Source organism: Paenibacillus sp. Aloe-11, assembly GCF_000245715.1.
GTDB lineage: Bacteria > Bacillota > Bacilli > Paenibacillales > Paenibacillaceae > Paenibacillus > Paenibacillus kribbensis.
The window spans coordinates 15426-27263 of record NZ_JH601047.1 but is presented as its reverse complement, the minus strand read 5'-3'; the positions used below and the strand labels follow the sequence as shown (position 1 = coordinate 27263).

The 11838-nt window shown below is 46.5% G+C and carries 13 protein-coding genes; 3 read left to right on the top strand and 10 right to left on the bottom strand.

What is annotated here, in order from left to right:
* Positions 1-49: 49 nt before the first annotated feature.
* From WG8_RS04310 to WG8_RS04290, 5 genes are all read right to left on the bottom strand, one after another.
* Entirely contained in the window at positions 50-778 is a 729-nt protein-coding gene (locus WG8_RS04310; protein WP_007428882.1) for an amino acid ABC transporter ATP-binding protein, read from the bottom strand.
* Entirely contained in the window at positions 771-2219 is a 1449-nt protein-coding gene (locus WG8_RS04305; protein WP_007428881.1) for an amino acid ABC transporter substrate-binding protein/permease, read from the bottom strand. Before WG8_RS04305 ends, WG8_RS04310 begins: the two co-directional genes overlap by 8 nt.
* 241 nt (positions 2220-2460) lie before the next feature.
* A complete protein-coding gene (locus WG8_RS04300; RefSeq protein WP_007428880.1) occupies positions 2461-3450 on the bottom strand; it encodes an inorganic phosphate transporter in 990 nt (329 codons plus the stop codon).
* A gap of 14 nt (positions 3451-3464) precedes the next feature.
* Positions 3465-4079 carry a DUF47 domain-containing protein gene (locus WG8_RS04295; protein ID WP_007428879.1) on the bottom strand — a complete coding sequence of 205 codons (615 nt, stop codon included), beginning with the start codon at positions 4077-4079 and terminating at the stop codon, positions 3465-3467.
* A gap of 187 nt (positions 4080-4266) precedes the next feature.
* Complete coding sequence (locus WG8_RS04290) at positions 4267-5358, bottom strand: DUF3048 domain-containing protein (protein WP_007428878.1); 1092 nt, start codon at positions 5356-5358, stop codon at positions 4267-4269.
* A 246-nt stretch (positions 5359-5604) separates the two neighbouring features.
* Here WG8_RS04290 and WG8_RS04285 point away from each other — a divergent pair, with 246 nt between their 5' ends.
* Complete coding sequence (locus WG8_RS04285) at positions 5605-6117, top strand: DoxX family membrane protein (RefSeq protein WP_007428877.1); 513 nt, start codon at positions 5605-5607, stop codon at positions 6115-6117.
* 245 nt (positions 6118-6362) lie between these two features.
* Entirely contained in the window at positions 6363-7289 is a 927-nt protein-coding gene (locus WG8_RS04280) for a hypothetical protein (protein WP_232289049.1), read from the top strand.
* Between the two features lie 76 nt (positions 7290-7365).
* On the opposite strand, the gene WG8_RS04275 is transcribed toward WG8_RS04280, so the two are convergent.
* The 3 genes from WG8_RS04275 to WG8_RS04265 form a co-directional block, all read right to left on the bottom strand.
* On the bottom strand, positions 7366-8151 hold the full coding sequence (locus tag WG8_RS04275) for a dioxygenase family protein (RefSeq protein ID WP_007428875.1): 786 nt from the start codon (positions 8149-8151) through the stop codon (positions 7366-7368).
* A gap of 91 nt (positions 8152-8242) precedes the next feature.
* Positions 8243-9067, bottom strand: coding sequence for an alpha/beta hydrolase (locus tag WG8_RS04270; RefSeq protein ID WP_007428874.1), 825 nt, complete (start codon positions 9065-9067; stop codon positions 8243-8245).
* Positions 9068-9319: 252 nt separating this feature from the next.
* Positions 9320-9619 carry a hypothetical protein gene (locus tag WG8_RS04265; protein WP_007428873.1) on the bottom strand — a complete coding sequence of 100 codons (300 nt, stop codon included), beginning with the start codon at positions 9617-9619 and terminating at the stop codon, positions 9320-9322.
* A gap of 195 nt (positions 9620-9814) precedes the next feature.
* Here WG8_RS04265 and WG8_RS04260 point away from each other — a divergent pair, with 195 nt between their 5' ends.
* A complete protein-coding gene (locus WG8_RS04260) occupies positions 9815-10246 on the top strand; it encodes a hypothetical protein (protein WP_007428872.1) in 432 nt (143 codons plus the stop codon).
* A 70-nt stretch (positions 10247-10316) separates the two neighbouring features.
* Here WG8_RS04260 and WG8_RS04255 read toward each other — a convergent pair whose 3' ends face one another.
* The gene (locus WG8_RS04255; protein WP_007428871.1) at positions 10317-11279 is read right to left on the bottom strand and encodes an ABC transporter substrate-binding protein; all 963 of its coding nucleotides are present in this window, start codon (positions 11277-11279) and stop codon (positions 10317-10319) included.
* A gap of 114 nt (positions 11280-11393) precedes the next feature.
* Positions 11394-11838, bottom strand: a 445-nt coding sequence (locus tag WG8_RS27935; protein WP_007428870.1) for a FecCD family ABC transporter permease, incomplete at its 5' end; no start/stop codon positions are given.

Sequence of the window (11838 nt, the reverse complement as noted above, 5' to 3'; positions counted from 1 at the left end):
CGTCTCACAACGAACAACCTTGGCCACATTCACAAACCCTGCCTCACTTTTATAAAACTTTCTCCAAGAAACTAATCGTCCGCTCATTTTTCGGATTACCAAATACCTCTTGTGGTGTTCCTTCTTCCACGATGTAGCCACCGTCCATAAACACAACACGGTCGCTTACTTCGCGAGCAAAACCCATCTCATGGGTCACGATCATCATCGTCATGCCTTCACGGGCCAGATCTTTCATTACGCCGAGCACTTCGCCCACCATTTCTGGATCGAGTGCCGAGGTAGGCTCGTCAAACAGCATAATGTCCGGGTTCATCGCCAACGCACGCGCAATCGCTACACGCTGCTTCTGACCGCCGGAAAGCTGTCCTGGCAGTGCATCAGCCTTATCAGCCAAGCCTACACGGTCCAGCAGCTTCATCGCCGTTTCCCGGGCCTCTGCCTTCGTTTGTTTGCCCAGCTCTGTCGGTGCAAACATAATGTTCTTGAGCACCGTCATATGCGGGAACAGATTGAAATGCTGAAACACCATACCTATATTTTCACGGACTTTGTTAATGTCCACGTTTTTATCACCCAACTTGTAGTCGTCAACGATGACCTCACCAGCGGTAATTTCCTCAAGCATATTCATACAACGCAAAAAAGTACTTTTCCCTGAACCTGAAGGGCCGATGACGCATACAACCTCGCCTTCCCGTACTTGCATGTCAATGCCCTTTAGCACTTGGTTGCTGCCATAACTTTTTTTCAGATCTTTGACGATAATTTTACCCACGGCGAACTCTCCCTTCAAGACGGTTGGAAATTTTGGTCAGGATTGTAATAACGATAAGATACATTATCGCAACGACCAGCCAAATATCGAAGGATTGGAACGTCCGCGCGATAATAATTTTACCGGATTGGGTCAATTCCACCAAACCGATAACAGACAAAATGGACGTATCCTTCAACGTAATAACCAACTGATTGATAAACGACGGGATCATGATTTTTACAGCTTGCGGCAAAATGATTTTGAGCATAGCCGTCCGGTATGGCAAACCAAGCGAACGGGCCGCTTCCATTTGTCCCGGATCAATGGACTGGATGCCTCCGCGGATAATTTCCGTCACATACGCCCCCGCGTTTAGAGACAACGTCAATACAGCCGCAACAAAAAGCGGCATTTTGAAATCCAGTGCCTGTGGAATACCAAAGTAAATAAAGAATGCAAGTACGATCAGCGGAATACCGCGGAATACATCAACGAACACTGTCGCAATGCCACGGAGCACCTTGTTATGGCTTACCTTCATAAAGCCAAACACCAGCCCCAACAAAAAGGCGATAAGCAGCGATACCAGGGTATACAACAGCGTATTTCCCATCCCTTTAATCAACGCAGGCAGCGAAGCGGAAATCAGTTCCCAGCGGCTGCGCTCAACAGGTGCTACACCTTTGCCGGATTCGCCCAGGTATTTGGACATGATTTTGTCATATTCACCGCTGTTGCGGAGATTAACAAGCCCGGCATTGAATTTTTCCAGCAACTCCCGATTATTGCCTTTGTTAACCGCAAAACCGTAAGAACCACCTTTTTCCTTATCCGTCACCAGCTTGAGACCATTATTTTGCGTCACACCGTATGCCAATACCGGAAAATCATCAAAGCAGGCAACGGAATTCCCTGTTTTGACTTCATCGTACATTTGGGAAGAATCATCGAACGGTACCATCGTAAAGCCGTATTTGTCCTTAATGGATTCCGCAAAGGTATAGCCTTCCGTTCCTGTTTTTACAGCTACACGCTGGCCCTTCAGATCCTCATAGCGTTTGATCGTATCATTATCCTTACGGACCGCCATGACAACCCCTGAATCAAAATAGGGCTCGGAAAAATCAAATTTTTGCTTCCGTTCATCGGTGATGCTCATCCCGGCAATGACGCCATCCACTTGATTTGTTTCAAGGGCCTGCACTGCCGCGTTAAAGCCAAGAGGCTTAATCGTATATTCAAAATTTTGATCCTTGGCAATAGCAGCCAGCAAATCCATGTCGATTCCGACAAACTTGCCATCTACATCTTCAAACTCAAAAGGCGCGAACGTCGTATCCGTGCCGATATCATATTTTGTCTTGTTTTCTGCATGTGCCACTGCACCGAAATTACCGGCCAGGGCAACCACAAAAAACAAACAAATCATGAGAGCTATTAGTTTTCTAGATTTTTGCATAATTTCCTCCAGTCAGTTGAACGGTTCAAACTTTTCTGTTTATTCTACAGGAGTTATCAAAAATTGACTACTTTGATGTCAGCTTTTTTTGAAAAAATATTTCATGGAACTATCTGGATGTGTAAACTTCGAAGATGGATTTTAGTCACAGAATGCCAATAAGCCCCTGCCGCAAAAAGCGGACGGAAGCTTATTGTGTACCCTATAGTGTATGTTTTCTTTCGTGAAAAAATAATGAAAGCTAGAAAAGAATTTTGAAAATCAATCCGGCCAGCAGTGCCGAAATAGGGATCGTTATTACCCAGGTTATTACAATACGACCAGCTAGTGACCAGCGTACAGCACTAAATCGTTTTGCAGAACCAACCCCCAAAATAGCCGAAGTAATGGCATGAGTGGTACTTACTGGCAAATGAAGCATCGTGGCTGTAAAGATAACAGACGCACCCGATAGATCTGCTGCGAATCCATTAATGGGATCAATCTTAAAAATCTTGGTTCCCATCGTCTTGATGATTTTCCAGCCCCCGATGGACGTGCCCAGCGCCATGGCTGTAGCGGCTGAAATTTTTACCCACATCGGTACTTCCAAATGATCCTGATAGCCTGCCGAGACAAGTGCAAATGTGATAATTCCCATCGCTTTCTGAGCATCATTCGTACCATGCGTGAACGATTGAAGTGCTGCCGTAATGACCTGCATCGTTCGAAATCCCTTGTTTACCGTATGCGGACTGCGATAAGCGAAGATGTATTTCAAAATCATCATCACGATGTAACCGATAACGAAAGCAATCAGTGGGGAGAACAGAAGTCCCTCCACAATTTCGATAAAGCCGCTCCAATTTAACTTATCCGCTCCGGCCCCCACATACACCGCTCCGGCCAGCGCACCAATGAGCGCATGGGAAGAGGATGAAGGAATGCCGAACCACCAGGTTAGAAGATTCCAGATAATCGCTGCGATCAGCGTTGCAATGACGATATCAATCCCATTCGTAAGCTTGGCAGGATTAGCAACGCTCCCGCCAATCGTCTTGGCAACCCCCGTGAACATGATGGCACCGAGAAAGTTCATAATCGCAGCCATAATAATTGCACGCCGAGGCGTCAAGGCACGGGTCGACACCGAAGTTGCAATCGCGTTCGCCGTATCATGAAATCCATTAATAAAATCGAATGCCAGAGCAAGAAAAATAACAATACCCAGTACCAGTAAACTTGTATCCATGTAAAAGGACTCCCTTACGAGTTACGCATAATGATGGATTCCAGCATATTTGCAACATCCTCGCATGAATCCGTTGTCGTTTCAAGGCGTTCGTACAGTTCTTTGCGTTTGATCAGCTCAATAGGATCAGTTACAGTTGCAAACAGGTTTTTGATGCAAATACGCAACAATTCATCCCCCTGATTTTCCAAATCATTCAGGCGAATGGTGTACTCACGAATAGCCAGCAATTTCTTTTGCGAAAGCAAATGTACAGCCTTCTGAATTTCATAAGCTGATTGACGCAAAATATCAGCGAACTGCACAATATACTCGTCCGGCTCCGTAATGTTATACATATAAAAACGTGAGGCTGTTGCTTCCAGACCGTCCAGCACATCATCCATGGTTGTTGTCAGTTCCATGATATCGTCGCGTTCCAGCGGCGTGATAAAGGTCTTGTTCAGCTCAGTAATAATCGTGTGTGTGTAATCATCACACTTATTTTCATACTTCTTCATCTCATTGGTAAACAAAGTCACATCTTGAAGGTTTGAAGTATGTTGGGCAAAATAATCTGCTGCTTGCACGATCGTATCTGCCATATTTTCCAACGTCTCGAAGAATATATCCTTTTTCTTCAATCTCATAACGATTACCCCTTTACGAAAATATCCGCAACCTGTTTCGACTGCAATAGACAACCTTTGCTATCTTATCACACTCATCAATGTTTTTGTAATGTTTGCAAAAGCAAATTTCAGGATATTCGTATGCAATACCCGACACAGAAGTTCATTATCCGACATTTTTTCCTTAAAAAGGAGTGTTTCATATTTATTTTGTGTTTATAGTCACATGCTCATTTAGAGAAGTATCTGCAGGGACCACATGTATATAGGATGTACCTGGCGTCAACGGAATTTCAACTCCATTTTTCATAAAACGAACCGCATCACCGGGCGTATGCTGCCATTGTGCATGTATGACTCGTCCTTGTTGAAACACCATGGCCTCTCCACTGCCATTCAGCGCAACACTCAATCTGCCCACATCATCCAGTGTTCGATGGCTGGCGCTCATCACAATAACATTGGCCGCAGAAAGCTGTTGATTATTATTTTGATCCACATGTGACTTTTCGTTCACAAATCGCTTATATTGCTGATCCGCCGGATCGTAGGTGTAGGATACACGATAGTTTTTGAGCAAAAAGCGGATTTGCAAAGATGCTGCACTCTCGTCTGTCATGACCGGGGCTTCACCGGATTTAAGGTAAGGATATACGGGAACCTCCGCCTGCTTGACATACCCTTTATGATCAATTCCTTTGCGCAGTCTACTTACATCTGTGTACAGATTATGGGGAGGACGACGATCTTTGCTTCGCCAAAAGTAAGCCCCTCCATTCGAAATCTCATCCAGATGCTCCTTCTTCTGCTGCTGTAAAATCGCATAGGCATCTGTGCTTCCCCCTGCATGTATCGGCAATGCACCGTAGGTTTCGCCCAGCTCAATCAGATACGGTCGGATGCTGCGAACCGGACCGATTTTCACATCTCCGCTATAGCTTTGAAAAAAAGCGACCAAGCGAGTAATTCCGCCTTCTGCAAGAACTTCATATACCATGTCTGCCTGACTAAGCCCTGCCTGTGGACGTGCAGCCGGAGCATTGTTAATCATGATCGCGAGCGGTCGCTCCAAAACAGGCTGCTCCACCGGAAGACCGGTAAGCGGAGCTGTAAATGCCGGAATGGACTGCTCTTTGAGCGGCTCAGCCTCCAGTTCTGTTTTTTGTTCAATCGATTGGGGAGCGGGTTCAGATTCACCCGTTTTGGACAAGGCAGAACAAGACATCAGCGTCATGCATAACAGAGCTGAGGCCATCACACGCAACCATTGCGTTCGTTGGGAAATGGACCTGGACAAGTTTATCCCTCCACTTTAGATTTTTTTCTCATTATAAGCTTTTTTTCCTGTTTTTGTCTTGATTTAAGCCATTCCCCTGATAGAATACTTATCTGAAGACATTAAAATTTAAAAAATATTCGGACTTTGTGATTTTTATCACAAATATGTGTAACTGAACCTAATACAATAAAGGTGTAGCAGAGATGATCATCCTAACCTAATGAAATACAAAACATTTTGATATAAGAAAGAGGAGTGGTTTAAATGTTTAACAACTGGTTGCGTGAAAACAAAATAGCGATGTGGCTGCTGACTGTAGTACGGGTTTATCTCGGATATGAATGGATGAGCCATGGACTTGAAAAGTTGACTGGCGGATTTGATGCTGCTGGATTCATCTCGGGGGCCATTGCTAAAACGGGTGGAGATCATCCCGCTGTACAAGGCTGGTGGGGATCGTTCCTCGAAGCCTTTGCCCTGCCAAATGTCGGTTTGTTCAACGTCCTGATCCCACTGGGTGAGTTCTTGGTCGGGGTTGGCCTGCTGCTTGGTACACTGACTACACTGGCTGCTTTGATGGCCATGGTCATGAACTTCTCGTTCCTGTTCTCGGGTACAGTAAGCACCAATGCAATCTACCTGCTGTTTGAAATCTTCCTTGTGGTCGCTGGTGCAAATGCCGGACGGATCGGCTTTGACCGTTGGGTACTGCCCTTCCTACGTGGACTGTTCGGTAAAAATAAAGATACCTTTCCAGCCGATCGAAAAATAGCTTAATTAACCCGCAAACAACCGTTACCCTCTGGGCTAATGGTTGTTTTTTTATGCAGCTATGCCGCTCCCCACCTATTCATCACTGAAGGAGTCTCCCATCTCATACTGACGTGGGAACTCCTTTTTTTGTCGGATTCAACTTTTCATCAAATGTTTACAAGTTGGATACAACATGGAATGCTCACGATACATTTCCCCTATACACTACAGATACACCAAAGAAAACACGAAGAAATATGGAGGGTTATATGATGAAAAAAATGACTAAAGCCTATCTCATGCTCGCGACAGTAGCTTTCACTGTACAGACTATGGGACTGGGGTATCAGGCAACAGCCGCAGCAGCAAAAACTGCTTCAGCATCTCAGACGGTAAGCGCACAACAAATCTCCAAGACCTTTGAGCAATTGCTAAGCCAGCCCGGCAAGCTGCCTCAGGCGTTTACGTATATGCAAAAGCACATTCAATCCGTTCCAGCCGCTCAGGCAACCATGATGACGCTCCATCTGGAAAATGCCCAGAATAAGCAATTGGATGCATACTCACGTACGCTATACCCGACGTCTGTTCAAAATAAGATTAGTAGCATATACAAACCTGGCGATACGTTCACCAATCTGATTAGCCGTACAAAAGACGCAAGCCTGAAAAAATTACTAGTCCAAACCAGAGATGCCGGATTCAAGCTTGAAACGGCGGAAGGTATGTTTTATCCGGTCATAAACTATGAAAAATACACAGTATTCAGCAAGTACACCACGGCAGATATTCGCAGCTACATTCACATCATGGCCATTGAATCGGGACAGGCGGCTATCAAGGATGGAGCACTCCGCATCGGCTATCAGCAGTTAGCGGGACGAGTGCTGGCACAGGAAGCGTTTTTAAACCAATATCCACATTCCAACCGTACAAAAGCGGTAAAAAGCTTATATGAGATGTACTATTTCTATACCTTCTACGGCACGAACAATACGCCACTATTCGATTATGAGACCAAGAAGATTCAACCTAATGCCAAAAAAGGATATCAACTCGTCATTCAACGCAACCCGGATTCGAAGAGTGCCTACATTCAGAAGCTGAAAGCCTTTGTGACCCTGCTGGATCAAAACGGAGATAAGCAAACGACACAAGTATCTGCCTGGCTGAAAAAGAACGTATCTTCCAATTAATCGAGAAGGCGGAATATAAAAGAACTTCCATTCCCACACGCCATGTGGATTTGGAAGTTCTTTTTACATTTATTGATCATTTTTCCTGACCAAAAGCCCAGCAATTAAGGCTTAGCGAGCCAAGGACATAGCTCTGAAATAGCTTGCGTGCAGAGCGCTGATCATCCGCAGCCCCCATCACATAAAACAAAGGTGAAAAATGCTCAATCCCATAAGAAGGAACCGCCTGCTTGGCATAAGGTGCCTTCTTGTCATATTGGAATAGATGACGCAAATTCCAGTCTTGAAGCTGCTGTCCAATCCAGTCATCATATTGAACCGCCCACTCGGTTGGCTCATTCGTTTCCTTGAGTGTACGCAGATTGTGTACCAATCCGCCGCTGCCGATAATCAAAATGCCTTGTTCTCGCAGCGGTGCCAGCATCCGTCCAATCTCATACTGCTCCTGTGGAGCGCGCCGGGAATCAATGGAAAGCGGGACGACAGGAATGTCCGCATCAGGATATATATGCCGCAGAACCACCCATGCTCCATGATCCAGTCCCCGGTTTCGAACCGGCTGGTGAAACAGGTTATGCTGACTGAACAGATGCTTTATCTCCTCACACAGCTTCGGATCGCCTGGTGCAGGGTAATCAAGTGTGTACATTTGCTCAGGGAAGCCATAGAAATCGTGCAACGCTGCATGCTGATCATCCGCGCCGATACATTGATCAGGACTATCCCAATGCGCGGAAAAAATGACTATTCCTTGGGGTCGGGGCAGGCTCGCGCCCAGCTCTGCAAGAAAGCTAGTGTATGCGTTATTTTCTACAGCCAGTGTCGGTGAACCGTGCGCAACAAAAATTGAGGGTAATGTCATCGCTGCCAACCTCCACACGCCAGTATAGTGTTACTCTTCCATTTTACTCCGGCGGAGGCGCAATTTCCAATGCAATCCGTTAGACCTGAAATCAGATCATCCAGTGCTGCCAATCCCGTTGAATATTTTCCTGCTCATCCAGCCACTCCAGCGTCCGGTCAATCAGCTGTTGCCGCTCTTTACCTGAAGAGAAGGTGTGATCTCCCTGGAAAATAATCTCTTTATCACAGCGTCCCTCTGGACGCATCCAGAATACCTTCTGGAATAAAAAGGCATAGTCCACAGGAATAATATCATCCGAGGTTCCGTGAATAACGAGCACATCCCCGTTAAATTTGACAGCCTCCTGAAACGGCTGGAACTGGGCTAACGACTCAAAATAAGCAGGTGTGAATTTGTAGTCCAAATAATCGGCCTGACCGTTTTTAACAGACTCATCGTACACGCTTCGCTCCGTAATTTTGACGATGTCGTTAAACGGATACCCGACAGCTGACCACAGGACCAGGTTTTGTACTCTCTTGTCCCGCACAGCTGTGAGAAGGGCGACTGCGCCCCCCAGACTGTGACCGATCAGCGTTACTTTGGTCGGGTCGATGTCCGCGCAATTCACAGCATAATCCAGCACGGTACGTGTCTGATTAATCATCGACTCCAACCCTTGCTTGCCATAATCGCCTGTGCTTTCCCCACAACCGGCAAAATCAAAGCGCAAGACAAAATATCCCCCTGCTGCCAGCTCACGTGCAGTCTTTACAAATAACCGATCTACCCCGATACGATTGCCTACAAATCCGTGGCATATCACGACGAGCGGCACCCGTCTCTGACGGTCTCCCTCACCCGGATTGCTCGGATAATGAATCGTAGCAGCCAGCTCCTCATTTTCAAAGCGAATTCCAATTTGCCGTTCCATCATCATTTTCCCCCTGAATAATTTAAACGTATATTGTAACACGGATACTCAGCAAAATACCCATTTACTTTAATTCCGATAAGTTTAATAAGTTTTATAGTAAAGTCAGTCTATCATCGCCCTGCTTCCTTGTCAACCTGTCATCCACATCGATAAAAAATGTAAACAAATGGCGCTCCCCATACGATGCCGGAGAACGCCATACTACATGCTAATTAGGGTGAATCCCCCCATCATTAAGGTGGAAGATTCCTATTCGTAGCTGTTCCTGAACATCTGGTGGGTTTCCACTCGTCCCTCCCACTCCAGTTTATAAGAGGCACCGCTATTATGATCCTCATGCCATAAGCTGCGGTAGCTCTCCTCACCCAGTTCCCCTGCAAATTCTGTATCCTGAGCCACTTCAGTATCGTCCAGTATACGGTATGTTGGAGCTGCTCCTTGAATGCTCCGGTGACTCACGCTAGCAGGCGAGGATACCCTGCTGTTCCCGTTCGGAGCGCCTGCCAGTCGTTTTTGGACTGAATAATCTGCCTGATTCTCCAGCTTCATGATGCTACATCCTCTCAACGTTTATATTCAGGTTGCTCCATGTGCCCACCCTTTATCCAGTTTGAGGAGAATGCAGCGCTAATATACATTCTGCCGATAAAGCCTTTTGCCATCTGGCGCTTCCTCACGTATACTGTTTTTGTTGCAAAATACCGGTTCCATCAGCGGGATACGCTCGCGAAGCAGGAGGAAGAAATGAATAAAGCAAAATATTATACGCTTATTGCATGGATTGCCTTGTCCATGTTTTTTTTGACACAGGCGATGATTGGAGGGTTTATCGCATTTACAGGCGGAGATATTACTCCCTTTGAAAAAGTTAACCTGTCGACCCTCATCATTATCGCTGCAGGAGCGATTCTACTGGTTGAAGCACTGATGAATTTTATGGACCGCCCTGGAGAAGACGAGGAGACGCAACAGCCAGACCATGCACCAGTGAAGCCCCAGTTGAATTTCAAATCCATCTTGACGTATATTGTGCTAGTTGTCGTGATTCTCGTCTCCGGTTTGGCACTGCGCAGTATACTGCCTGTGTTCAGGATTTCACCTTGGGTAAATCTGATTCTCGCAGCCGTCGGCTTCATCGGTCTCAAACCAATTTTTCTGCGTAAAAAGCGTTCTTAATCCACAAAAAATCCGTATTCCCGCCTGCAAGAAGATGCATGTGGAAATACGGATTAATGTATTCTAAAGCTTATTTGGAAAATAGCTGCTCTGCATTATCCAGGGCGATTTTGTGCCCCATTGCGGAATAGTCCAGCCAAGGCTGTCCGTCCAGCATATAGACATGACCCTGCTTAACCGCCTTGAGTCCTTGCCATACCGCGTTTCCTTCCAGTTGCTTGTATACCTTTTGCGCATCAGCGCCTTTACTGATAATGACAAGGATCGCATCAGCATCATAATCAGGCAAAACTTCCTGGGACACGACCTGGTAGGCCTTGTTGATTTTTTCTACACCCTTGGCTGGCTTCAAGCCCAAGTCCTGATATAGCAGCGGTCCTACCGGACGCTTCATGCCCATGACACGAACTTCCTTCGCCGTCACACGTATAGCCATAACCGTTCCATCTCCGATTTTGGAGTGGATTAGTTTTTTAACCCGTTCCTTTTGTGCCTCATAATCTTTCAGAAAAGCGTCCGCCTCTGCCTCACGGTTAACCATGACGGCGATTTTTTTCAGTTGGTCCTTCCAAGTGCCTTCATCCAGATCAAAAACCTCGGTCGGCGCGATTTTTTCAAACTTGGCTACATCGGTGCCTGAATATTTTTTGTCGAGAAAAATATGATCAGGCTGAAGCTCCAGTACCGCTTCCATATCCGGGTCTGTGACAACACCCAGCTTGCGGGTATTTTGGAGACGGTCCTTTACATGGGGCAGAAAATCCTTCACATCTCCGCCTACGACCGAACCGGCCGGAGTAATGCCCAGTGCCAGCAGGTTGTTCGTCAAATGGATAGACATCGAAGCAATCCGCGAATCGGCGTTAATGGTTGTCTTGCCGCTGTCGGCTGCTTTACTATCTGTAGCTTGGGATTCTGCAGCTTTGTTATTTGCTGCTTGTCCACAAGCGGACAGCATAATCATACACAAAACAAGAAGCATTGCTGCCCATGAACGCTTAACATCCGAACCCTTAAATCCATATTTTTTCATCATTATTCTCTCCTATGCTATAGAAGCTCTATATATATGATCCACATACAAAGCTTCTGCTTAGTTGTTATTTCAATATTTCGCGGGCATTCAATTTCATATGTAGTCCTTCTGTCATTTGGTTCGGGACAGCAGGAACAAGAAATACGGTGCCCCTACCACCGCAACCACTACCCCTGCGGGAATCGCATTCGGCTGAAACACCGAACGTCCAATCGTGTCGGATACGACCAGTATGACAACCCCGACAAAACAGGCCACGGGCAGCAAATGCTGGTACATCGGTCCGACCAGACGACGAGCCAGATGAGGCGCGATCAGCCCGATAAAGCCGATGCCTCCGGCCATAGACACGCTGGCACTGGATAAAGCTACGGCTGCACCCAGCAGCAGCAGGCGCTGACGCTTCACATTCGTGCCGATACCGGCTGCTGTCTCGTCGCCCAGCGACAGGTTATTCAGGCTGCGTGTCTGTGACAGAACGTAGGGCAACACAATGATGATCCACGGCAGCAAAGCCGCTGCGTGCACCCAGTCCCGGCCCCATACGCTGCCAGCC

Bases quoted from the DNA above. Each gene is read 5' to 3' on its own strand.
- WG8_RS04305 (WP_007428881.1), bottom strand. From the start codon at position 2,219: ATGCAAAAATCTAGAAAACTAATAGCTCTCATGATTTGTTTGTTTTTT.
- WG8_RS04300 (WP_007428880.1), bottom strand. From the start codon at position 3,450: ATGGATACAAGTTTACTGGTACTGGGTATTGTTATTTTTCTTGCTCTG.
- WG8_RS04295 (WP_007428879.1), bottom strand. From the start codon at position 4,079: ATGAGATTGAAGAAAAAGGATATATTCTTCGAGACGTTGGAAAATATG.
- WG8_RS04285 (WP_007428877.1), top strand. From the start codon at position 5,605: ATGTTTAACAACTGGTTGCGTGAAAACAAAATAGCGATGTGGCTGCTG.
- WG8_RS04280 (WP_232289049.1), top strand. From the start codon at position 6,363: ATGATGAAAAAAATGACTAAAGCCTATCTCATGCTCGCGACAGTAGCT.
- WG8_RS04275 (WP_007428875.1), bottom strand. From the start codon at position 8,151: ATGACATTACCCTCAATTTTTGTTGCGCACGGTTCACCGACACTGGCT.
- WG8_RS04270 (WP_007428874.1), bottom strand. From the start codon at position 9,067: ATGGAACGGCAAATTGGAATTCGCTTTGAAAATGAGGAGCTGGCTGCT.
- WG8_RS04265 (WP_007428873.1), bottom strand. From the start codon at position 9,619: ATGAAGCTGGAGAATCAGGCAGATTATTCAGTCCAAAAACGACTGGCA.
- WG8_RS04260 (WP_007428872.1), top strand. From the start codon at position 9,815: ATGAATAAAGCAAAATATTATACGCTTATTGCATGGATTGCCTTGTCC.
- WG8_RS04255 (WP_007428871.1), bottom strand. From the start codon at position 11,279: ATGAAAAAATATGGATTTAAGGGTTCGGATGTTAAGCGTTCATGGGCA.